This window comes from Lichenicola sp. GTC18331 (assembly GCF_055386855.1).
In genome coordinates this window covers 600,150-621,107 of record NZ_AP045015.1, presented here as the reverse complement: position 1 = coordinate 621,107, position 20,958 = coordinate 600,150, and the positions used below count along the sequence as shown (strand labels likewise).

At 68.8% G+C, this 20,958-nt stretch carries 22 protein-coding genes; 17 read left to right on the top strand and 5 right to left on the bottom strand.

The window, feature by feature from the left end; translation table 11 throughout:
- Positions 1-10 precede the first annotated feature (10 nt).
- From ACZ5BM_RS02940 to ACZ5BM_RS02930, 3 genes are read right to left on the bottom strand one after another with little or no spacing between them, the layout of a single operon-like run.
- A complete protein-coding gene (locus tag ACZ5BM_RS02940; protein ID WP_498909858.1) occupies positions 11-502 on the bottom strand; it encodes a CinA family protein in 492 nt (163 codons plus the stop codon).
- Positions 502-990: a phosphatidylglycerophosphatase A family protein gene (locus ACZ5BM_RS02935; protein WP_498909857.1), complete on the bottom strand. Its 489-nt coding sequence runs from the start codon at positions 988-990 to the stop codon at positions 502-504. Before ACZ5BM_RS02935 ends, ACZ5BM_RS02940 begins: the two co-directional genes overlap by 1 nt.
- On the bottom strand, positions 987-3,020 hold the full coding sequence (locus ACZ5BM_RS02930; RefSeq protein WP_498909856.1) for a lytic transglycosylase domain-containing protein: 2,034 nt from the start codon (positions 3,018-3,020) through the stop codon (positions 987-989). Before ACZ5BM_RS02930 ends, ACZ5BM_RS02935 begins: the two co-directional genes overlap by 4 nt.
- A 147-nt stretch (positions 3,021-3,167) precedes the next feature.
- On the opposite strand from ACZ5BM_RS02930, the gene dapA reads away from it, so the two are divergent.
- The 3 genes from dapA (at position 3,168) to ACZ5BM_RS02915 (ending at position 5,752) form a co-directional block, all read left to right on the top strand.
- On the top strand, positions 3,168-4,046 hold the full coding sequence (dapA, locus tag ACZ5BM_RS02925) for a 4-hydroxy-tetrahydrodipicolinate synthase family protein (protein WP_498909854.1): 879 nt from the start codon (positions 3,168-3,170) through the stop codon (positions 4,044-4,046).
- A 6-nt stretch (positions 4,047-4,052) separates the two neighbouring features.
- On the top strand, positions 4,053-4,538 hold the full coding sequence (gene smpB, locus ACZ5BM_RS02920) for an SsrA-binding protein SmpB (protein WP_422862768.1): 486 nt from the start codon (positions 4,053-4,055) through the stop codon (positions 4,536-4,538).
- Positions 4,539-4,645: 107 nt separating this feature from the next.
- Entirely contained in the window at positions 4,646-5,752 is a 1,107-nt protein-coding gene (locus ACZ5BM_RS02915) for a catalase family protein (protein WP_498909852.1), read from the top strand.
- Positions 5,753-5,830: 78 nt separating this feature from the next.
- On the opposite strand, the gene ACZ5BM_RS02910 is transcribed toward ACZ5BM_RS02915, so the two are convergent.
- A complete protein-coding gene (locus ACZ5BM_RS02910; protein WP_498909850.1) occupies positions 5,831-6,493 on the bottom strand; it encodes a uracil-DNA glycosylase in 663 nt (220 codons plus the stop codon).
- 111 nt (positions 6,494-6,604) lie between these two features.
- A complete protein-coding gene (locus tag ACZ5BM_RS02905; RefSeq protein ID WP_498909849.1) occupies positions 6,605-8,308 on the bottom strand; it encodes a cation:proton antiporter in 1,704 nt (567 codons plus the stop codon).
- 61 nt (positions 8,309-8,369) lie between these two features.
- On the opposite strand from ACZ5BM_RS02905, the gene folK reads away from it, so the two are divergent.
- From folK to ACZ5BM_RS02835, 14 genes are all read left to right on the top strand, one after another.
- On the top strand, positions 8,370-8,855 hold the full coding sequence (gene folK, locus ACZ5BM_RS02900) for a 2-amino-4-hydroxy-6-hydroxymethyldihydropteridine diphosphokinase (RefSeq protein ID WP_498911462.1): 486 nt from the start codon (positions 8,370-8,372) through the stop codon (positions 8,853-8,855).
- Positions 8,856-9,080: 225 nt separating this feature from the next.
- Complete coding sequence (locus ACZ5BM_RS02895) at positions 9,081-10,379, top strand: NAD(P)/FAD-dependent oxidoreductase (RefSeq protein WP_498909848.1); 1,299 nt, start codon at positions 9,081-9,083, stop codon at positions 10,377-10,379.
- On the top strand, positions 10,376-11,257 hold the full coding sequence (locus ACZ5BM_RS02890; protein WP_498909847.1) for an MBL fold metallo-hydrolase: 882 nt from the start codon (positions 10,376-10,378) through the stop codon (positions 11,255-11,257). Before ACZ5BM_RS02895 ends, ACZ5BM_RS02890 begins: the two co-directional genes overlap by 4 nt.
- Positions 11,258-11,376: 119 nt before the next feature.
- Entirely contained in the window at positions 11,377-11,775 is a 399-nt protein-coding gene (gene rpoZ, locus ACZ5BM_RS02885) for a DNA-directed RNA polymerase subunit omega (protein WP_422862778.1), read from the top strand.
- 9 nt (positions 11,776-11,784) lie between these two features.
- Positions 11,785-14,115 carry a RelA/SpoT family protein gene (locus ACZ5BM_RS02880; protein WP_498909846.1) on the top strand — a complete coding sequence of 777 codons (2,331 nt, stop codon included), beginning with the start codon at positions 11,785-11,787 and terminating at the stop codon, positions 14,113-14,115.
- A 14-nt stretch (positions 14,116-14,129) separates the two neighbouring features.
- The gene (gene acpS, locus ACZ5BM_RS02875; RefSeq protein WP_498909845.1) at positions 14,130-14,540 is read left to right on the top strand and encodes a holo-ACP synthase; all 411 of its coding nucleotides are present in this window, start codon (positions 14,130-14,132) and stop codon (positions 14,538-14,540) included.
- Positions 14,541-14,828: 288 nt separating this feature from the next.
- Complete coding sequence (gene lepB / locus ACZ5BM_RS02870) at positions 14,829-15,605, top strand: S26 family signal peptidase (RefSeq protein ID WP_498909844.1); 777 nt, start codon at positions 14,829-14,831, stop codon at positions 15,603-15,605.
- 26 nt (positions 15,606-15,631) lie between these two features.
- Positions 15,632-16,345: a ribonuclease III gene (gene rnc, locus ACZ5BM_RS02865; RefSeq protein ID WP_498911460.1), complete on the top strand. Its 714-nt coding sequence runs from the start codon at positions 15,632-15,634 to the stop codon at positions 16,343-16,345.
- The gene (era, locus tag ACZ5BM_RS02860; RefSeq protein WP_498909843.1) at positions 16,342-17,277 is read left to right on the top strand and encodes a GTPase Era; all 936 of its coding nucleotides are present in this window, start codon (positions 16,342-16,344) and stop codon (positions 17,275-17,277) included. The genes rnc and era overlap by 4 nt, the downstream gene beginning before the upstream one ends.
- Entirely contained in the window at positions 17,277-17,741 is a 465-nt protein-coding gene (locus ACZ5BM_RS02855; RefSeq protein WP_498909841.1) for a nuclear transport factor 2 family protein, read from the top strand. Before era ends, ACZ5BM_RS02855 begins: the two co-directional genes overlap by 1 nt.
- 87 nt (positions 17,742-17,828) lie before the next feature.
- On the top strand, positions 17,829-18,575 hold the full coding sequence (gene pyrH, locus ACZ5BM_RS02850; RefSeq protein ID WP_498909840.1) for a uridine monophosphate kinase: 747 nt from the start codon (positions 17,829-17,831) through the stop codon (positions 18,573-18,575).
- A 37-nt stretch (positions 18,576-18,612) separates the two neighbouring features.
- Complete coding sequence (frr, locus tag ACZ5BM_RS02845; protein WP_498911458.1) at positions 18,613-19,179, top strand: ribosome recycling factor; 567 nt, start codon at positions 18,613-18,615, stop codon at positions 19,177-19,179.
- Positions 19,180-19,205: 26 nt separating this feature from the next.
- Entirely contained in the window at positions 19,206-19,985 is a 780-nt protein-coding gene (locus ACZ5BM_RS02840; RefSeq protein WP_498909839.1) for an isoprenyl transferase, read from the top strand.
- A 15-nt stretch (positions 19,986-20,000) separates the two neighbouring features.
- On the top strand, positions 20,001-20,945 hold the full coding sequence (locus ACZ5BM_RS02835) for a phosphatidate cytidylyltransferase (RefSeq protein WP_498909838.1): 945 nt from the start codon (positions 20,001-20,003) through the stop codon (positions 20,943-20,945).
- Positions 20,946-20,958 lie beyond the last annotated feature (13 nt).

The following is a 20,958-nucleotide window of genomic DNA, read 5'->3' as shown; positions in this document are numbered from 1 at the left end:
GGGGAGTGGGTCAGCCGGGCAGGGCGGCGGTCTCGATCATCGACAGCGCGGTCTCGGCGGCGTGGAGCCGGATCGCCGTGCGGTCTCCCTGGAGCGAAAGACGCCGCGTTTCGACCGGACGGCCGCGACGGGCTAGGCCGAGCCAGACGGTGCCGACCGGCTTGTCCGGCGTGCCGCCGCCGGGACCGGCGATGCCGGTGATGGATACGGCGATCTCCGCGCCGAACAGGTTCAGCGCTCCGGTGGCCATCGCCTCGGCCACCTCGGCGCTCACCGCGCCGACACGGGCGAGCACGGCGTCCGGCACGCCCAGCACGCGGTGCTTGGCGGCATTGGAATAGGTCACGGCGCCGCCCAGCATCGCGCTGGAGCTGCCGGCGTGGTGAGTCAGTGCCGCGCCGACGAGGCCGCCGGTGCAGCTTTCGGCCGTGGCAACGGTCAGCCCCGCCTTCTGCAGGGCGGCGAGCGTCGCGGCGGATCGGCGCAGCAGGGAATCGTCCATCAGCGTATCCAGGTGGCGGCCCAACGAAGCGCCAACAGAAGCACGGCGCCGACCAGCCCCGCCAGCATGTCGTCGCCCATCACCCCGATCGAATCGTGACGACGGTCGATGCGGCCGATCGGGCCGGGTTTGGTGATGTCGAGCAGGCGGAACAGGGCGAAGGCGATCGCCGACCAGACCAGCAGGGTGGTGCCGGACAGGGCGGGGAGGCGGAACACGGGCAGCAGGCCGAGCAGGGTGATCCACATGCCGGCCACCTCGTCGATCACGATCCAGCCATGATCCTCGCCGCCGCCGGCGCGCTGCGTCGCCAAGATGCCGAGCGGGCAGACGACGACGATCGCCAGCAGCAGGGAGAGCGGCCAATGCAGCAGCGCCCATCCGAATGGAAGCGCCGCCAGGGTGCCGACCGTGCCGGGCGCGCGCGGGGCGAAGCCGCTGCCGCCTGCGCTGGCGACGAGCCGGGCCCAGCCACCGGGGCGGTTCATCGGGCCGGCTCGTTATAGACGCCCTGGTTTTCCATCACCCGCTGGACGTAGTTGCGGGTTTCCCCGAACGGGATGGTTTCGATCCAGTCCAGCAGGCGGGATTGTGTGTCGTTTTCCGGGCCGGTCGCGGCGGGGGGCGTGCCGTGCACCGGGTCGCCGTACTGGGCGATCCAGCGTTCGGCGCGACGCGGCCCGGCATTGTAGCCGGACAGCGCGTAGGGTTCGACGCCGCCGAACCGTGTCAGCAGCGTGCCGAGAAAGGCGCTGCCGAGCGTCATGTTGGTGGCGGGATCGAACAGGCCGGACCGTTCCGCGAGTTCGGGCCGTCCCAGGCCGCGGGCGATATCCCTGGCGGAACCGGGGGTGATCTGCATCAGCCCGTCCGCGCCGGCCGGGCTGACGATGCCGGGATCGAACGAGCTTTCCTGGCGCATCACCGCGAGCACCAGGGCGGCCGGAACCGGGCCGTTCGCCGGCGGCTCGAACGGGCGCGGCCAGCCGGAGCCGGGCAGCACCAGCCCGTGGCGTCCGGCGCTGCGGGCGATCGCCACCGCGACTTCCGGCAGGCCGAGCCGGTTGGCGAGAGCGGCTCCCATCGCGTGCTCGGCATCGGTGCGGCTGGCCTGGTCCAGCGCGAGCAGGAAGGCGCGGGCGTGGCGCGGGTCGTTCCACGACACCAGCAGTTCCGCGGCGCGGGCGAAATCCGTGCCTGCGAAGCGGACCGCGTCGGCGCTGCTCCAGGCGGGACCGTGCAGGGAGGCGATGGCCGGGCGCAGCAGGGGGATGTTCAGGCTCGGATCGACCAGGGTCTGCGGATCGGCCGGGTCGAGCCGGGCGATCGACAACTGGCCGTAGAAGGTCGTCGGGTAGGCGGCGGCGCGCGAGAACCAGGCGGCGGCGCCTTCGGCATCGTTCTGCGCGGCGCGGGCGCGGCCGGCCCAGTAGAAGCCGCGTGTCCGGGTGATCACCGAGTCGCTGCGGGCCAGGGCCTCGAAGCGGGGCTGCGCCTGTGCCGGATCGTGCAGCCGGCGCAGGCTGATCCAGCCGGACAGGAAATCGGCATCGGCGCGCGACGCGGCGGGAAGATCGGTGGGGTCGGTCGCCACCGCCAGCGCGTCCGCGTCGCGGCCTGCGTCGAGCAGCGCGCGGGCCAGGGCGTCGCGCTCGTTCCAGAGACTGGCTTTCAGGCCGGACAGGGCAGCGGACTCGGCCGCGGCACCGCGACCGCGCCAGAGCGCCAGCGCCTCGTCGAGGCGGTCGTTCTTGCGCAGCCAGCGCGCCAGATCGAGCACCAGCTCCGGGTCGGCCTGCTGGTCCGGCGACAGGGCGGCAGCGGTCTGTGCCGCGGCCGGATCGTTGCGACGCAGCGCGATCTCGGCATCGGCCAGAGCGCGCTCTGTGGCGGGCAGTTTGAGCGCGGTGCGTGCGGCGGCGTCCAGGCTGCCGGCGGTTTCCTGGCGCTTGAAGCGGTCGAACTGGTCGGCTGGGGTCAGCACGCTGGCCCAGACGGACAGGAAGATGCGCTCGTTCTCGGCGCCGTCGATTCCCGACACCCAGGCGCGTCGCGCCGCTGCTGCGTAGGCGGGATCGGTGCAGCGTGCGAGCACGGCGGCGCTGGCGAGCGGCGCTTTGGGGCACAGGCGCGCCAGCACGGCGGGATCGGTTTCGGTCGCCAGCGCGGCGTCGAAGCGGCGGTTCAGGACGGACCGGTTGGGCCAGTCCGGATGGGCGGCGAGGAAGGCGGCGAGCTCGTCGGCCGTGCCGCCATTGGGCTCCAGCAGGCGGAGATACAGCACGAGGTCTGCGGCCAACGCGTCGTTGGCGACCCCCGGCCGTGCGGCGGGTATGGCGGCGGCGTCGCTCATGGTGGCGGGTTGCACGGCGTTCGGCTGCGGCGTGCAGCCGCTCTGAAACAGCAGGGCCGCACCCAGTGCGAAGGGCGCGCCCAGGGCTGGCCAGCGGCGCGGCGGGCGCAACCGGGCGCGCGGGGAACCGTTCGGGGAAGGGGAAGCTGCGCGCGGGCGGGTCATGAGCGGACGCAGCATCCCGGCAACCCGTCCGCACCACAAGAGGCCTCGTCCCGCGCGGGGCGGCCTCGCTTGGCGCTGGCGGGACAGTTCGGCTAGGTAGTCGGTCGCTGAGAGGGGCAGGCGTGGTCCGCCCCAGTGGAGAAGATCATGTTCAAGGGCTCCATCGTCGCCCTCGCCACCCCGATGCAGGAGGATGGCGCCCTCGACGAAACCGCCTTCGAGGCGTTGATCGATTGGCAGATCGAAAGCGGCACGGCCGGGCTGGTGCCGGTGGGCACGACGGGCGAAAGCCCGACCCTGACGCATGCCGAGCATCGCCGCCTGATCGACATCACCGTGCGTGTCGCCAACGGCCGCGTGCCCGTGATCGCGGGCACCGGGTCCAACAGCACCGCCGAGGCGATCGAGACCACGCGCCATGCCAAGGAAGCCGGTGCGAATGCCGCCCTGGTGGTGACGCCGTACTACAACAAGCCGACCCAGGACGGGTTGTTCCGCCATTACTCCGCGATCGCGGATGCGGTGGCGATTCCCATCGTGATCTACAACATTCCCGGTCGCTCGGTGATCGAGATGAGCGTCGAGACCATGGCGGCGCTGGCGAAGCACCCCAACATCGTCGGCGTGAAGGATTCCACCGCCAACCTGCTGCGTCCGTTGCAGACGCGCCGGGCGATCGGCGACGATTTTTGCCAGCTCTCCGGCGAGGACGGCACGGCGATCTCGTTCAATGCCGCGGGCGGCGTGGGGTGCATCAGCGTCACCGCCAACGTGGCGCCCGCCTTGTGCGCGCAGATGCAGAACGCGTGGCTGTCCGGCGATGCGGCGACCGCGATGGCGATCCAGCAGCGTTTGTTGCCGCTGCACGATGCGTTGTTCGTGGAAAGCAATCCGGCGCCCGTGAAATATGCGCTGAGCCTGCTGGGTCGGTCCGGCGCGCATTGCCGGTTGCCGCTGGCGCCGCTCAAGGAGAGTACGAAGGAGACCGTCCGCAATGCCCTGCTGGAGACCGGCCTGCTCGGCTGACGCATCATGGCGAAGGACAAGAAGAAGAGCGCGATGATCTCGCACGGCATCGCCGCGCAGAATCGCAAGGGCAGGTTCGATTATTCCATCAAGGAAACGGTGGAAGCGGGCATCGTGCTGAAGGGGCCGGAGGTGAAGAGCTTGCGCCTCGGCCGTGCGACGATCACCGAAGCCTATGCCGGCGAGCGTGAAGGCGAGATCTGGCTGTTCAACGTCTACATTCCCGAATACCAGGGCGGGGTTCTGTCGCGTTTCGAACCGCGCGCGCCGCGCAAGCTGTTGCTGCACAACAAGCAGATCGACAAGTTGCTCGGCGAGGTCAAGAAGAGCGGCTACACGCTGGTGCCGCTCGACATTCATTTCAACGATCGCGGCGTGGCCAAGGTGACGATCGGTCTCGGCGAGGGGCGCAAGAATGCCGACAAGCGCCACGCCATCGCCGAACGCGACTGGCAGCGCGACAAGGCGCGGTTGATGCGCGCCCGAGGCTGACGGACCGTCCCGGGCGATCCAGGGCGGCGGAACGAAAGGCCGCCGTCCGCTTTACGGAACACGGCCGGGCGTTTCGTGCGTCGGGGCCGCCTCGGAGCAGCTTCACGATGAACGACACGCCCGAAACGATCTTCGTTCGCTACCATGACGGTCTGGAGCAGCCGGCTCCGGACGAGAGGGCGGTGATCGAGGGCATCGTCGAGGCGATGCGGTCGGAAACGGACAAGGTCGCGCAGACCCGTCGCGGTCTGGCCGTGCGTGCGTCGCATGCCAAGCCGTCGGGGATCGTGAAGGGGACGCTGGTGGTGCCGGAAGGGCTGCCGCCGGCGTTGCGGCAGGGATTGTTCGCGCGGCCCGGCCCCTATCCGGCGCTGGTGCGGTTCGCGCAGGGGCCGGGCGAACATCTGTCGGACCGGATCTCGACCCATCGCGGCATGTCGGTGAAGATCTTCGGCGTCGCGGGTGAGAAGCTTCCCGGTCACGAGGCCGACACGCAGGATTTCGTGTTCGCGACGGGGCCCGTGTTTCCCGATGCCGATGCGGCGGCGTTTCTGAAGAGCATCCGGCGGATCGAATCCCATGCCGGCGGCAATTCGCGGCTGAAGGAGGTGGTGTCCAACTCGGCGCGCGCGATCAACGCGACAGTGAAGGCCGTGACTGGCCATGACGTGCCGATGCTGGATTTTTTCGGCCATCCGCCGCTGCATCCGCTGGCAGAGAGCTATCATAGCCAGGTGCCGATGCGGTTCGGCGATCATGTCGCCAAGCTGGCCTGGTTTCCGGTAACGCCGGAGCAGATCGAGCTGGCCGGCGAGAAGCTGGACACGAATTTCGACTCTAACGTGTTTCGCCACGCGACGGTGACGTATTTCGAGCGCAACGACGCGGTGTTCGAGCTGCGTGCGCAGCTCTGCACCAACGTCGACACCATGCCGATCGAGGACGCCTCGGTGGAATGGCCGGAGAAGCAGAGCCCCTACGTGACCGTCGCCACGCTGGTCCTGCCGCAGCAGGCGGCCATGTCGCCCGAGCGTGTGGCGTTCGTGGAGCAGCGCATCGGCTTCCGTCCGGCGCATTCGTTGGCGGTGCATCGTCCGCTGGGCTCTTTGATGCGGGCGCGTCTGCGGGCCTATGGCGCGCTGGCGGCGTATCGTCAGGCCTACAACCGGGCGATTCCGATCGAGCCTGCGTCGATCGACGAGATTCCGGACTAGGGCGTGCCGAGGTCACCGGTAGCGGATGTTGCCGCGACGCGGTGACCTGGACGGAAAACAGACCGCTTTTCGCCAGAATCACCGGGTGATGTCGTCTAGCCGCTTTCTCAGTCCCGAGACCACGGCTTCGAACATCGCCGTGGTCAGCACGCCGGTGTTCGTGTTGTAGCGGGACACATGATAGCTGTCGGCGAGGAGCACGCCGTTCGGCAGGGTCACCACCTGTCCGTGCTTGAACTTGTGCCGGCTCATCGGCAGGCCGTTCGCGCGCAGCACCGCGTTGTGCGCCACCACGCCCAAGGCCAGCACGGCCTGCGCGCCGGTCACCGAGGCGATCTCGGCCTTCAGGAATGGATTGCAGGTGCGGATCTCGAGCGGCGTCGGCAAGTTGGCCGGCGGCACGCAGCGCACCGCGTTGACGATGCGGCAATCGCGCAGGGCCAGCCCGTCGGCCGGGTCGGCGCCGTAGCGGCCGGTGGCGAAGCCGAATTTCTCCAGGGTCTCGTAAAGCAGCGTGCCGGCATAGTCGCCGGTGAACGGGCGTCCGGTCCGGTTGGCGCCGCGCACGCCGGGGGCCAGGCCGACCACGAGCAGGCGGCCGTTGCGGTCGCCCCAGCTCGGCACGGGGCCGTTCCACCAGTCCGGATGCGTGGCCTGGTTGTCCTCGCGATACGCGACGAGACGTGGGCAGAGCGGGCAGTCGCGTGGCGGCTCGGCCGCGTCGTGCAGGGTGGTGGTCATGGCGACGGTGATGCCCTGGCCGCTCTCAGGACGCCAGAGCGGCGTCCGGTCCTTGCGGAACGGATCCGACGCTTTGTCCGCAGAACGGTTCCGTCCGGTCGGACGATGCGTTCAGCCGTGCGCTGCGGTCTCGTAGGCGTCGAATTCCGGGTGGTCCGCATGGTCGCGCGGCAGGGTGCGCGGCAGAGCGCGGGCTGTCGCCAGGATGACTTCCTCCTGATGGTCGAGTTCGCGCATCAGCAGGCGTTCGGTGTCGTCGTCGATCTCGCCGCTGCGGTTGAGTTCGGAGAGGCGCTGACGTTCGGCACGGAGCATCCTGAGGCGGACCGCCGCTTCCTGGCGCTGTCGACGGAAGGTGGTGAGCTGGCGCTCGCGTTCCTCTTCCGGCGCGTCCTCCGCCGCGAGCTGGAGCCGCTCGCGCTTGGCGCGCGCCTCGTCGAGCAGGGCCCGCAGCGTCTCGTGCCGGTCTTCGTCGGCCTCCTCGATCTCTTCTTCCAGCAGCGTCACCGCCGTGTCGGCCATGGCCACGCGGGCGTGGTCGATCTCCTGCTCGTGCGGGTCGATCGCGCCCGTGGTGGCGCCGGCCAGCAGGAACGGCAGCGTGGTTGCAGCCAGCAGCAGCGAGCACAGGATCACGCCGGCCGCCAGCGTGATCAGCAGGTTGCGTGCCGGGAAATTGTCTTCCAGCGACAGAACGGCGGCCAGCGTGATGGCGCCGCGCACGCCGGCGAAGGCGGTCGCCAGCAACAGGCGCGGCGTGGCGCGCGGGGAGCTGTCCTCCTTTTTGGCGCCGCGGCGCAGGAGCGATCGCACCAGCACGGTGCCGGCCAGCCAGACGAGTCGCAGCACGATCAGGGCGACGGTGATCTCGAGGATGGCGACCGGCAGACGCCAGAGAGGCACCTCGACCCGTCGCATCAGGGCGACGCCGTCCTGGACGATGCCGGGGAGCTGGAGGCCCAGGATCACGAACACCATGCCGTTGAGCAGGAAGGTGAGGGTGTTCCAGATCGCGGAGGAGCCGAGACGCGTTTGCGTGCCCATCAGCGTGAACGTGCCGCTGCGGCGGATGGTGAGGCCGGCGGCCACCGCCGCCAGGATGCCGGACCCGCCGAGATGTTCGGCGGCCAGATAGACCGCGAAGGGCAGCAGGGCGTTGGCGCCGAAGAAGGTGGGGGCGTGATCGAAGCCGCTGCGCATCAGCCCCCGCTGCACCAGGGCCAAAGCGAGGGCGCCGACGATCCCCACCGCGACCCCGCCGAGCGAGACCAGCAGGAAGGTGCCGGTGGCGTTGAGCAGCGAGAACGAGCCGGACATCGCGGCCACTGCGGCGAAGCGGAAACACACCAGGCCGGAGGCGTCGTTCAGCAGGGCCTCACCGGCCAGCACGTGCATCAGGCGTCGCGGCGCGCTGCGGCCTTCCAGCATGCCGGAGACGGCCACCGCATCCGTCGGCGACAGCACGGCGGCCAGCGCGAAGCAGGCTGCGAGCGGCAGCGGCGGGATCAGCAGATGAATGAACAGCCCGCCGAGCACCGTTGCGAACAGCACGAGCCCGATTGCGAGACCCAGGATCACGCCATGCAGCTCGCGCAGTTCGCGCAGCGGCATCAGGAAGGCGTCGGCGAACAACAGTGGCGGGATGAACAGCAGCATGAACACGTCGGGTTCGATGCGCGTGTGCATGCCCAGCAGACAGGCGCCGGCGCCCATCGCGATCTGCAGGAGCGGCATGGGGATTCGCACCACGCGGGCCAGCGGACCGCAGAGAGTGGTCACGAACAGGAGCAGGAGGATATGAGATGCTGCAAGCATGGGGGCCGAGCCTAGCACCGGCGTGGATGTGTCGCGCCCCCCGGAAGGATGTCGAACCATGATGATCCTGGTCGCGATCGGTTCCAACCTGCCCGATCCCGCGCGCGGTCTCGAAACGCCGACCGCCGTCTGCAACGCTGCGGTGGAGGCGCTGCGGGGGGTGCCGGGGCTGGTGCTCGAACGGGTCTCGCCCTGGTACGAGACCGAGCCCGTGCCGCGTTCCGACCAGCCGAACTACTGCAACGGCGTGGTCCGCCTCGACGGCGAGATCGCGCCCGAGGCGTTGCTGGGGGCGTTGCAGGAGATCGAACGGCGCTTCGGGCGGAAACGCAGCGTCGCCAATGCGGCGCGGACGCTCGATCTGGACATCGTGGCGATGGGGGCGACCGTGCGCGACGCGCCGGACCCAATCCTGCCGCATCCGCGTGCGACCGAGCGCGGCTTCGTGCTGCTGCCGCTGCGGGATGTGGCGCCGGACTGGGTCGATCCGCGCAGCGGGCTGGGGGTGGAGGCGTTGATCGCGTCGTTGCCGGCGGAGCATGTGTAGCCGGGCATGGGGGCGGCCGGACTCGCGGTTCGTTGGCTCTGGCGTTGGCGTCCCAACCCCTGGTGGGTCGCCGGGAAGGAAGCCCGCCAGGCGAAGGCGTTTCGGGCGGCGAGGCGTGCTGGCCATTCGATTGCAGAATTAATGTAAGCAGGAAAACGGCGCTTGAACGCTGGATGCCGGCGCTTTTATCGTCCGGCGCTTCGATATCGGATGGGGAAGATCGCGATGACGCGTGGCGTGTCGGCAGAGAACGCATTGGTTCCCGGTGAGGACGGCCGGCTCGGCGCGTTCGACGTGGTGATCGTGGGCGGCGGCGCTGCGGGTATCACCGTCGCGGCGGGCCTGCGCAAGCATTCCCGGGGCGGGCGCTCGCTGTCCGTGGCGATCATCGAGCCGTCCGATCGGCATTTCTACCAACCCGGCTGGACGCTGGTCGGTGCCGGCGTGTTCACCATGAAGCAGACCGAGCGCGCGGAGGCGTCGCTGATCCCGCCCGGCGTGTGCTGGATCAGGGCGGCGGTGTCAGCCTTCGAGCCGGAGCGGGACCGTGTTGTGTTGCCGAACGGCATGCATGTCGGCTATCGCGCGCTGGTCGTCTGCCCCGGCCTGCAACTGAACTGGGGGGCGATCGAGGGGCTGACCGACGCGCTCGGCCAGAACAACGTGTGCAGCAACTATTCGGCCGATCATGCCGAATACACTTGGCGCTGCATCCAGGCGCTGGAGGGTGGCGACGCCGTGTTCACCCAGCCGGCCATGCCGATCAAATGCGCCGGCGCGCCGCAGAAGATCATGTATCTGTGCGCCGATCATCTGCGGAAGAAGGGCCGTCTGCATGATGTCGGCATCGATTTCATGCTGACCGGCGATGCGATCTTCGGCGTGCCGTTCTTCGTGCCGGCGCTGCTCGACACGGCGCAGAGCTACGGCATCCGCCTGAACTACCGCCACACGCTGAAGGCGGTGGACGGCCCGGCGAAGAAGGCGATCTTCGCGGTGATGGGCGCGGATGGCAGCACCTCGGAGCTGGTGAAGCCGTTCTCCCTGCTGCACGTCACCCCGCCGCAGGGTGCGCCGGACGTGATCCGCCATTCTCCGCTCGCCAACGAGGCCGGCTGGGTGTCGGTCGATCCTGCGACATTGCAGCACACCAAGTATGCCAACATCTTCTCGCTCGGCGATGCGGCCGGCACCAGCAACGCCAAGACGGCGGCGGCCGTGCGCCTGCAGGCACCCGTGGTGGTGCGGCGCGTGGTGGCGCAGCTGACCGGCGGCACCGCGACCGCGACCTATGACGGCTACGGCTCCTGCCCGCTGACCACCGAATACGGCAAGGTCCTGCTGGCCGAGTTCACCTATGGCGGCAAGGTGGAGCCGAGCTTCCCGCTCGATCCCCGTGTGCCGCGCAAGGGCAACTGGCTGCTGAAGACGCGTTTCCTGCCGTATCTCTATTGGGGGCAGATGCTGCGCGGCAGCGAGATCGACATCCGCCACAAGCCGCGCTCGTTCGAGGACGCACGATGAGCGCCACGACCGCGCGCCCCGCCGTGGCGATGTTCCACGACGAGCCGACCGGCAGCGCGCAATACGTCGTGGCCGATCCCGGCACCGGCGCCTGCGCGATCATCGACCCGGTGCTGGAGCTGGATCGCCGCTCCGGCAAGATCACGACGCGGTCCGCCGACGCCATTCTGGCGCATGTGGCGCGGGAAGGTCTGCGGGTGCAGTGGATCGTCGATACGCATCCGCATGCCGACCATCTCTCGGCCGCCGGCTATCTGCGCGACCGCACCGGCGCCCCGGTCGCGATCGGCACCGAGGTGACCGGCGTGCAGAGGCTGTGGAAGGGCATCTACGGCTTGGCCGAAGGCTTCCACACCGACGGCTCGCAATGGGATCGGCTCCTGCAGCCGGGCGACACGCTGGAGCTGGGCGGGATCGCCGGGCGGATCCTGTTCTCGCCGGGCCATACGCTGTGTTCGATCACGCCCGTGTTCGGCGATGCGGCGTTCATCCACGACACGCTGTTCATGCCTGATAGCGGCTCCGCGCGGGCGGATTTCCCCGGCGGCGATCCCGCGACCCTGTGGCGCTCGATCGGCGAGATCATGCGCCAGCCGGACGAGACACGGCTGTTCGTGGGGCACGATTACCGGCCGCAGGGCAGGGTGGTGCGTTCGGAGAGCACGGTGGCGGAGATGCGCGCCGAACACCCGCATGTGCGGATGGACGAGGGTGCCTATGTGCGGATGCGGCGCGAGCGCGACGCGACCCTGCCTCTGCCGGAGCTGATGCTGCTGGCCTTGCAGGTGAATATCCGGGCCGGCCGTCTGCCGGAGCCGGATGCCGAAGGGCGGCGCAATCTGCTGCTGCCGATCGGCGCGTTTCCCGACGCCGTGTGAGGGCGGGGAGCGGCTGGAACGGAGCCTTTGCGCCCGGAAAGCCGCTTCCGCTTGCCGCTCGGTGGTCGAGCGGCTATACGTCGTGGTTCCCCTGACTTGTTTTTACGGAGGTCGGCCGCATGGCGCGCGTCACCGTCGAGGATTGCGTTGAAAAAGTCCCCAATCGCTTCGAGCTCGTGCTGCTCGCAGCCCAGCGGGCGCGCAACCTCAGCCGCGGCGAGGAGCTGACCGTCGACCGCGACAACGACAAGAACCCGGTCGTGGCTTTGCGCGAGATCGCCGACGAGACCGTCGAGCTGACCCGCCTGCAGCAGGATCTGGTGAAGTCGCTGGCGCGTGCGCCGGAGCCGGAGCCGGCGGACGAGGAGGTTCTCGACCTCATCCCGACCGACCAGAACATCTTCGGTCTCCAGGACGTGTCCGCCGAGGAAGAAGCCGGCAACATGGGCACCGAGCTGTCGCCCGAGGAGCTCGAGGCCGCGATCGAAGCGGAACTCGGCGGCCGCGCACGCCGGTAAGGCCCCGGAATGTGGCCGGGCGCTGACCGCTTTTCCGTCACGCCCGGTTTTCCGGCGCCCGTTCTCGCGCCGGATGGTCCGGTCAATGGTCCCGTGGCGCTGGCTGCGGAAAAGACCAGCCGGCCCGATGCCGCCGCTTCCAGTGCGATCTCCTGCGCCGGGCTGATCCGGCGGATCAAGGCGTACGATCCGAACGCCGATACCGCCATCGTCGAACGCGCGTTCGAGGTGGCGAAGGCCGCGCACGCCAACCAGGCGCGCGACAATGGCGACCCCTACATCACCCATCCGCTCGCCGTCGCCGGCATGCTGGCCGGGTTCCGGCTCGACGTCGCCAGCATCTGCACCGGGCTTCTGCACGACACGGTGGAGGATACCGGGCTGACGCTGGCGCAGCTCAGCGACCAGTTCGGCCCGACCGTCGCCTCCCTGGTGGACGGCGTCACCAAGCTCACTCGTCTCGAGCTGCAATCGGACCGCACCAAGCAGGCGGAGAATTTCCGCAAGCTGGTGCTGGCGATGAGCCGCGACATCCGCGTGCTGGTGGTGAAGCTGTGCGACCGTCTGCACAACATGCGCACGCTGCATTACGTGCAGGCGCAGCACCGGCGGCAGCGGATCGCCGCCGAGACCATGGACATCTATGCGCCGCTGGCCGGGCGCATCGGCATGGACAAGGTCAAGACCGAACTCCAGAATCTCAGCTTCGCCGAGCTGGAGCCCGAGCATAACGCCTCCATCCGCGCCCGCCTGAACTATCTGCGCGGGCAGGGGGCGGATGTGATCGAGGAGGTCCGGGTCGAGCTGACCCGGCTTTGCGCGGAAGCCGGCGTGCCGGGCGCGGAGGTCACCGGACGCGAGAAATCGCCCTTCTCCATCTGGGAGAAGATGCAGAAGCGCAACGTCGCCTTCGAGCAGTTGTCCGACATCATGGCGTTTCGCGTCATGGTCCCCACACGGGAGGCCTGCTACATCGCGCTGGGCGCCGTGCATGCCGCCTATCCGGTGATCGCCGGGCGCTTCAAGGACTACATCTCCACACCCAAGGCCAACGGCTACCAGAGCCTGCATACCGGGGTGACGCTGCGCCATCCGCGCAACCAGAAGATCGAGGTGCAGATCCGCACGCCGGAGATGCATGACGTGGCCGAGAACGGCGTTGCCGCGCACTGGTCCTACAAGGGGCTGGGCGAGGGCGACGACACCCCGGCGCCGCCGCGCAAGCTGCGCTGGGTGCAGGACCTGCTGGAGATCCTGGAGAATTCCCAGGCGCCGGACGAGTTCCTGGAGAACACCAAGCTCGAACTCTACCAGGACCAGGTGTTCTGTTTCACGCCGAAGGGGCAGCTGATCCCGCTGCCGCGCGGCGCCACCCCGGTGGATTTCGCCTACGCGGTGCACAGCCAGATCGGCGATGGCTGCGTCGGCGCCAAGGTGAACGGGCGTCTGCTGCCGCTGCGCCACGAGCTGCAGAACGGCGATCAGGTCGAGATCATGACCGCGCGCGGCGGCACGCCGTCGCCGGCCTGGGAACGCTTCGTCGTCACCGGCAAGGCGCGCGCGCGAATCCGCCGTCATGTCGCCGCCCAGCAGCGTCAGGTCTATCTCGATGCGGGCCGTGCGGCGCTGGCCAAGGCGTTCCGGCAGGAGGGCGTCGACGGCTCGGAGAAGGTGCTCGACGGGGCGCTGAAGCAGCTGAAGCAGGCCAGCCGCGACGATCTCTATGTCGCCGTCGGCAACAACAATCTCGGCGCCAAGGAGGTCGTGCAGGCGATCTACCCGGAGCTGCGGCAATCGTCGCGCGGGGCGCCGCGCATGGTGCCGGGCCTGCCGCAGCGCGCCGCGCCCAAGCCGATGCCGATGCCGGGCGGTGGCGGGTCGATGGCGCTGGTGGGCCTCGGCGCAGGCGTCGCCACCCATTTCGCCGGTTGCTGCCATCCTCTGCCGGGCGACCGGATCGTCGGGATCGTGTCCACCGGCAAGGGCATCACCGTGCACACCGCGTCCTGTCAGACGCTGGAGAGCTTCGCCGCGACGCCGGAGCGTTTCCTGGACATCGACTGGGATTACGACGCCATCGCGCGCGGGCGGAACAACGAGACCCATGTCGGCCGCATCAGCGTGATCGCCACCAACGAGCCGAGCGTGCTGGCGACGCTGACCAACACCGCGTCGCGCCATGAAGGCAGCGTGATCAACCTCAAGATCATCAACCGCCAGTCCGATTTCATGGAGATCCTGGTGGATGTGGAGGTGCGCGATCTGCGCCATCTGTCCTCGGTGATCGCCGGGCTGCGCTCGGCCGGCGGCATCACCCAGGTGGAACGCGCCCGGACCTGAGGGGAAGCGACGTCGTGACCACCATCATCGGGCTCGGCACCGATCTGTGCGACATCAGGCGCATCGAGCGGGCGATCGAGCGCCATGGCGAGCGCTTTCTCCAGCGCTCTTTCACCGAGATCGAGCGGGCCAAGGCCAACCGACGCACGGAGGCGATCCGGGCCTCGACCTATGCCAAGCGCTGGGCGGCCAAGGAGGCCTGCGCCAAGGCGCTCGGCACCGGGTTCTCGCACGGCGTGTTCCACAGCGATCTGGGCGTGGTGAACCTGCCCACCGGCCAGCCGACCATGGTGCTGACCGGCGGTGCGCTGGTGCGGCTGCATTCGCTGATCCCGCCGGGCCATGCGCCGTCTCTGCTGCTGACCATGACCGATGAGCCGCCCTATGCGTTCGCGCAGGTGATCATTCAGGCGGTGCCTGTTTAGGGGTGGTGGAAGGCAGCAGAAGAGATGTTCTTTCTTGAGAGAAAGAACCAAAGAACTTTCGTCCGTTTGGTGATGAGCTGGATCGATACTTCGTGCTAAACGGATAAAGTCTTTTTGCTTCTTTTTCTTCAGAAAAAGAAGGCTTCTCTTGGCGGTCGGACGCGTCCTGCTTGACAGGGAGGGGCCGCGGCGGCTTGATCCGCCACCTTCCGGCCGCCTGGGGCGACGGGGGAACCATGTCTGCCGCTCCGCGTCTGCCGGAACCGGCTTCTGTCGGGACCGAGCCGGATGAACACCACGCAAGACGCGCCGCCGGCGAAGACGGGCTCCAGCCTCGGCGAGACCATCCGCACGGTGGTCTATGCGCTGCTGATCGCGGTGCTGGTGCGGTCCTTTCTGGTGGAACCGTTCAACATCCCGTCCGGCTCCATGATCCCGACCCTGCAGGTGGGCGACTACCTGTTCGTCTGGAAGCCGGCCTACGGCTATTCGCGCTTCTCGTTCCCGTTCTCGCCCGACCTGTTCTCGGGCCGTATTCCCGACGTCGAGCCGCACCGGGGCGATGTGGCGGTGTTCCGCTACACGCATGACACCTCGATCGACTACATCAAGCGCATCGTCGGCCTGCCGGGCGACCATATCCAGGTGCGGGACGGCGAGCTCTACATCAATAACGTGCTGGTGCCGCGCAAGGACGATGGCGATTACGTCGCGATCGACGAGCAGCGGCGCGAGCTAGCCGGGCGGCTCTATACCGAGACCCTGCCGGGCAGCGGCGGGCACGGGCCGGTGGTGCACCAGATCCTGCGCCTGACCGATGACGGCGAGCAGAACCACACCCCGGATTATCTGGTGCCGCCGGGTTATTTCTTTGCCATGGGCGACGATCGCGACGACAGTGCCGATAGCCGCTTCATGAACGAACTCGGCTACGTCCCGATGCAGAATCTGGTCGGTAAGGCGATGTTCATCTTCTTCTCCTACGATGCCCGTCATCCGGCCTGGGAGTTCTGGTACTGGCCGAGCGAGATCCGCTGGGACCGGATCGGAAAGTGGGTCCATTGAGCGAAACGGCACTCGATCGCGACGAGATCGACCCGGCGCTGGCCGGGATCGAACGCACGGTGGGCTGGCGCTTCGCCCGGCCCGCTCTGCTGCGGGAAGCGCTGACGCATCGCTCCGCCGCGCACGAGATGCAGTCCCAGGGCGCTCGCAAGGGGCGCCGGCCGGCCAACAAGGGGCAGGGCTCCTACGAGCGGCTCGAATTCATCGGCGATCGCGTGCTCGGCCTTCTGATGGCGGAGTGGCTGATCGAGCGCTTTCCGCGCGAGCAGGAGGGGGCGCTGGGTCCGCGTCTGGCGCATCTGGTATCGCGTCCTGTGCTGGCGACGATCGCGGTGGAGCTGGGGTTCCGCGAGGCCCTGTCCGTGGCCTCGCACGAGGACCGCGCCGGAATCCGCGATGCCGCCAACGTTCTGGCCGACAGCGTCGAGGCCGTTCTCGGCGCGATCTATCTGGATGGCGGTCTCGATCCGGCCCGCGCCTTCATGCGCCGGGCCTGGGACGGCGTGATGGTGGCGCAGGCGCTGCCGCCCAAGGACGCCAAGACGGCGTTGCAGGAATGGCTTCTGGCGCGCGGTCTGGCCTTGCCGGTCTATTCGCTTGAATCCGCCACCGGCCCGTCGCACGCCCCGCATTTCGTGATCCGGGTGGAAGCGGCCGGCCGTTCCGCCACCGGCGAGGCCGGGGCGAAGCGCGCCGCAGAAAGCCTCGCCGCAGCGTCTCTTCTAAGGCAGTTCTCATGAGCGATACCGACACCGCCCCCGATCGCGACACGCAGCGCTGCGGCTTCGTTGCCATCGTCGGCGCGCCCAATGCCGGCAAATCGACGCTTCTGAACCGTCTCACCGGCGCCAAGCTCTCCATCGTCAGCCCCAAGGCGCAGACCACGCGCTTCCGCGTGCTCGGCATCATGATGCGCGAGGCGGCGGACACGCGGGCGCAGATCCTGCTGGTGGACACGCCCGGCATCTTCAAGCCGAAGCGCAAGCTGGACCGCGCCATGGTCGCCGCCGCCTGGACCGGCGCCGAGGATGCGGACATCACCCTGCTGCTGGTGGACAGCCAGAAGGGTCTGACCGACGGTGTGCGCGCGATTGCCGAGCGTTTGCGGGAAAGCAAGCGCCGCACCTGGCTGGTGCTGAACAAGACCGACGCCGTGGAGCGCGGCCAGCTTCTGCCGCTGACCAAGACCCTGGCGGAGCTGGTGCCGTTCGAGCACGTCTACATGGTCAGCGCCCGCAAGGGCGACGGTCTGGACGATCTGCTGGACGCTTTGGCCTTCGCGCTGCCGGCCGGGCCGTTCCTGTATCCCGAGGACGATCTCACCGATCTGCCGGACCGTCTGCTCGCCGCCGAGCTGGTGCGTGAACAGATCTTCCTGCAGACCCATGAGGAGATCCCGTATTCCTGCACGGCGGAGACCGAGAGTTTCCAGGAGCGTCCGGACGGATCGGTGCGGATCGACGTCACGGTCTATGTGTCGCGTCCCGGGCACAAGGCGATCCTGATCGGCGACAAAGGCTCGCGAATCCGGCAGATCGGCGAGAAGGCGCGTCATGGCCTGTCCTCCCTGCTGGAGCGGCCCTGCCACCTGTTCCTGAACGTCAAGGAGCGCGCCGGCTGGGATGAGGAGGGCGCGCGTCTGCGGGCGATCGGCCTGGAGAATCTGGACTGATGTCGCGACCGCCATTCCCGCCCTTCGACGCCGAGACCGCTGCACGGAAGGCGCGGCTGGCCGAGGATGCCTGGAACGGGCGCGATCCGGAGCGGGTGGCGCTGGCCTATACCGAGAACAGCCGCTGGCGGAACCGCGACGTGTTCCTCCAGGGGCGGCCGGCGATTGTGTCGTTCCTGCAGGGCAAATGGGCGCGCGAGCTGGATTACCGGCTGATCAAGGAGGTCTGGGCCTTTCGCGAGGACCGGATCGCCGTGCGCTTCGTGTATGAATGGCACGATGCGGAGGGGCGCTGGTTCCGCTCGCACGGCAACGAGAACTGGCTGTTCGACGCGGCCGGGCTGATGGCCGAGCGCCATGCCTCGATCAACGACGTGGCGATCGCGGAGGCCGACCGGTTGTTCCGCTGGCCGTCCGGACGCCGCCCCGACGATCATCCGGGGTTGAGCGCGCTGGGACTCTGAAGCGGTCGTTTGCGCCGCGCTTGTCCCCCGGGAAGCCGGGGCTTATGACGGGCCCGCTTCAACGACCTCAGAGGATGGATCACCGCCATGTCCGCAGAATCCGGCGCCGACTCCAGGACCCCTCTGTATCAGCGCGTGCTGCTGAAGGTGTCGGGCGAGGCGCTGATGGGCGCCGGCTCGTTCGGGCTCGACCCCGAGACGGTGAACGCGATCGCCGCCGACGTCGCTTCCGTCCATAGGATGGGCGTCGAGGTCGGTCTGGTGATCGGCGGCGGCAACATCTTCCGCGGCATCGCGGCCGCCGCGCGCGGCATGGACCGGGCCCAGGGCGACTATGCCGGCATGCTGGCGACCGTGATCAACGCGCTGATGATGCAGAACGCGCTGGAAGCGCTCGACGTGGATACGCGTGTGATGAGCGCGATCCAGATGCCGGGCATCGCCGAGCCCTATATCCGCCGCCGTGCGGTGCGGCACATGGAGAAGGGGCGGATCGTGATCTTCGCCGCCGGCACCGGCAACCCGTTCTTCACCACCGACACCGCCGCCGCCCTGCGCGCGGCCGAGATGGACTGCACCGCCCTGTTCAAGGGCACCCAGGTCGATGGTGTGTATTCTGCCGATCCGCGCACGGACAAGGACGCGACGCGATTCGACGAGCTGAGCTATCTGGACGTGCTGTCCAAGGACCTGAACGTCATGGATGCGTCGGCGATCAGCCTGGCGCGCGAGAACAATCTGCCGATCATCGTGTTCAACATCCACATGCCCGGCGCTTTCGCCAAGGTCATGCAGGGCGAAGGCCGCTTCACCCGGATCGTCGATCCGGCCTGAACCCGTCCCCACCCCTTCCTTATCTTAGGAGTATCCCATCGTGGCCGACCAGAACGCCCTGATCGAGGACCTGACCCGTCGCATGGACGGCGCGCTCGAAACGCTGCGCCGCGATTTCGCCGGCCTGCGTTCCGGCCGCGCCAGCCCGGCGCTGCTGGAGCCGGTGCGTGTGGAAGCCTATGGCGGAGAGGTTCCGCTGGGTCAGGTCGGCACGGTGGCGGTGCCGGAAGCGCGCATGCTGACCGTGCAGGTCTGGGATCGCACGTTGGTGGGCGCCGTGGAGCGCGCCATCCGCGATGCCGGGCTGGGCCTGAACCCGGGTTCGGACGGCCAGACCGTGCGCGTGCCGATCCCGATGCTGACCCAGGAGCGTCGCGTCGAGCTGGCCAAGGCCGCCGGCCGCTATGCCGAGAACAGCAAGATCGCGGTGCGCGGCGTGCGTCGCGACGGCATGGACCAGATCAAGGGCTTCGAGAAGAAGGGCGAGATCAGCGAGGACGAGGTGAAGGACTGGTCCGATGTGGTCCAGAAACTGACCGACGGCTACGTCAAGCGGATCGACGAGTCGCTCGCGGAGAAAGACCGCGAGATCAAGCAGGTCTGAACCCGTTGCCCGAGGCGCTTCCCGGTTTGGAGCCAGAGCCCGGACCGGTTCTCGACCGGTCCGCGTCGTCGCCTGCGCCTGCCGAGGCCGCTTCCGGCGGTAGCGGCCAGCCGGCCCATGTCGCGATCATCATGGACGGCAACGGCCGCTGGGCCGCGCGCAAGCGTCTGCCGCGCGTGGCCGGGCACCGGGCCGGGGCGCAGGCGGTGCGGCGCTGCATTCAGGCAGCGATGGAGCAGCGCATCCGCTGGCTGACGCTCTACGCTTTCTCCTCGGAGAACTGGCGCCGTCCGGCCGACGAGGTGACCGATCTGACCGGTCTGCTGCGCCACTACCTGCGTTCCGAGATCGCCGAGCTGCATCGCGAAGGCGTGCGCGTCCGGGTGATCGGCGAGCACACGCGCTTCGGGCCGGAGATCCGTGCCGAGCTGGACGCGGCCGAGCGGCTCACCCGCGACAACACGCGGCTGACCCTGGTGATCGCCCTGTCCTACGGCGCGCGGGCCGAGATCGCCACGGCGGCGCGGCGCATCGCCGAGGCGGTGCGCGAGGGGCGGTTGTCGCCGGAGGCGATCGACGAGGACAGCTTCGCCCGTTTCCTGGCCACCGATGGGATTCCCGATCCCGATCTGGTGATCCGCACCAGCGGCGAATGCCGGTTGTCCAACTTCCTGCTGTGGCAGTCGGCCTATGCCGAGCTGGTGTTCCAGGACGTGCTGTGGCCGGATTTCGACCGCCAGCATTTCGCCGATGCCCTGTCCGTCTTCACCAGCCGCGAACGCCGTTTCGGCGCGCGGCCGGGCTGACGCGCGGTTTTCGGAATGATCCTTCCCCGCACGGACACCGCCGCCCGCCCGCCGCGCGACTGGCGCGATCTGCGTTTGCGGCTGCTGTCCGCGTCGATCCTGCTGCCGGCCGGCCTGTTCTGCATCTGGTTCGGCGGTCCGTTCTTCGCCCTGCTGCTGCTGGTGCTGCTGGTCGCGGCGGGGATCGAATGGGCCGGGCTTCTGCGCATCCCCCTGCGGTCGATCCGGGGGATCGTACTGTGCTTGTGGCCGTCGGTCGCCTGTCTGGCCGCTCTTGTGATGGGCGATTGGCGGCAATCGGTCTGGGTTCTGCTTGCCCCTCTGGTGCTTGGCCCGGCGGTGGTGTCCGGCACGCTGGCGATCGGTCTGGCCGGTCTGGCGCTGCTCTGGCTGCGCCTACTGCCGTTCGGCGCGCATCCCGGCGCGGCGGGCCACGCGCTCGGCTGGTCCGGTCTGCTCGATGCCGATTGGGGCGGGGTGTGGTTCTCGGTGCTGTTCGTGGTGCTGGTGGTGATCGCCAGCGACAGCGGCGCCTATCTGGTCGGCCGTCAGATCGGCGGTCCCAAGCTGGCGCCGTCGATCTCGCCCGGCAAGACGCGCTCCGGCGCGGTCGGCGGGCTGCTGGCGGCGGGTCTGGTCGGCGCGATCCTGGCCGTCTGCCTGCCGTCGCCGCTGCCGGTGTCCGGGTTCGGACTGGCGGCATCCGGGGCGCTCACGGGCATGCTGGTGGGGCTGGTGGCCCAGACCGGCGATCTGGCCGAGAGCGCCTTCAAGCGGCGCTGCGGCGTCAAGGATTCCGGGCGGCTGATCCCGGGCCATGGCGGCGTGCTGGACCGGTTCGACGGTCTGCTGGCCGCGGCCCCGGTCGCCGCCGTGCTTTCGTTTCTGTCTCCCGCAGGCGTGCCGTTCTGGCTCGCAGGCGCCGGCCTGATCGCCGGCGACGCCGCGCGGCCTTTCTGATCACGCCCATCCG

Excerpts from the sequence above, each read along its gene's own strand:
- ACZ5BM_RS02940 (WP_498909858.1), bottom strand. The coding sequence starts at position 502 with ATGGACGATTCCCTGCTGCGCCGATCCGCCGCGACGCTCGCCGCCCTG.
- ACZ5BM_RS02935 (WP_498909857.1), bottom strand. The coding sequence starts at position 990 with ATGAACCGCCCCGGTGGCTGGGCCCGGCTCGTCGCCAGCGCAGGCGGC.
- ACZ5BM_RS02930 (WP_498909856.1), bottom strand. The coding sequence starts at position 3,020 with ATGACCCGCCCGCGCGCAGCTTCCCCTTCCCCGAACGGTTCCCCGCGC.
- dapA (WP_498909854.1), top strand. The coding sequence starts at position 3,168 with ATGTTCAAGGGCTCCATCGTCGCCCTCGCCACCCCGATGCAGGAGGAT.
- smpB (WP_422862768.1), top strand. The coding sequence starts at position 4,053 with ATGGCGAAGGACAAGAAGAAGAGCGCGATGATCTCGCACGGCATCGCC.
- ACZ5BM_RS02915 (WP_498909852.1), top strand. The coding sequence starts at position 4,646 with ATGAACGACACGCCCGAAACGATCTTCGTTCGCTACCATGACGGTCTG.
- ACZ5BM_RS02910 (WP_498909850.1), bottom strand. The coding sequence starts at position 6,493 with ATGACCACCACCCTGCACGACGCGGCCGAGCCGCCACGCGACTGCCCG.
- ACZ5BM_RS02905 (WP_498909849.1), bottom strand. The coding sequence starts at position 8,308 with ATGCTTGCAGCATCTCATATCCTCCTGCTCCTGTTCGTGACCACTCTC.
- folK (WP_498911462.1), top strand. The coding sequence starts at position 8,370 with ATGATCCTGGTCGCGATCGGTTCCAACCTGCCCGATCCCGCGCGCGGT.
- ACZ5BM_RS02895 (WP_498909848.1), top strand. The coding sequence starts at position 9,081 with ATGACGCGTGGCGTGTCGGCAGAGAACGCATTGGTTCCCGGTGAGGAC.
- ACZ5BM_RS02890 (WP_498909847.1), top strand. The coding sequence starts at position 10,376 with ATGAGCGCCACGACCGCGCGCCCCGCCGTGGCGATGTTCCACGACGAG.
- rpoZ (WP_422862778.1), top strand. The coding sequence starts at position 11,377 with ATGGCGCGCGTCACCGTCGAGGATTGCGTTGAAAAAGTCCCCAATCGC.
- ACZ5BM_RS02880 (WP_498909846.1), top strand. The coding sequence starts at position 11,785 with ATGTGGCCGGGCGCTGACCGCTTTTCCGTCACGCCCGGTTTTCCGGCG.
- lepB (WP_498909844.1), top strand. The coding sequence starts at position 14,829 with ATGAACACCACGCAAGACGCGCCGCCGGCGAAGACGGGCTCCAGCCTC.
- era (WP_498909843.1), top strand. The coding sequence starts at position 16,342 with ATGAGCGATACCGACACCGCCCCCGATCGCGACACGCAGCGCTGCGGC.
- ACZ5BM_RS02855 (WP_498909841.1), top strand. The coding sequence starts at position 17,277 with ATGTCGCGACCGCCATTCCCGCCCTTCGACGCCGAGACCGCTGCACGG.
- pyrH (WP_498909840.1), top strand. The coding sequence starts at position 17,829 with ATGTCCGCAGAATCCGGCGCCGACTCCAGGACCCCTCTGTATCAGCGC.
- ACZ5BM_RS02835 (WP_498909838.1), top strand. The coding sequence starts at position 20,001 with ATGATCCTTCCCCGCACGGACACCGCCGCCCGCCCGCCGCGCGACTGG.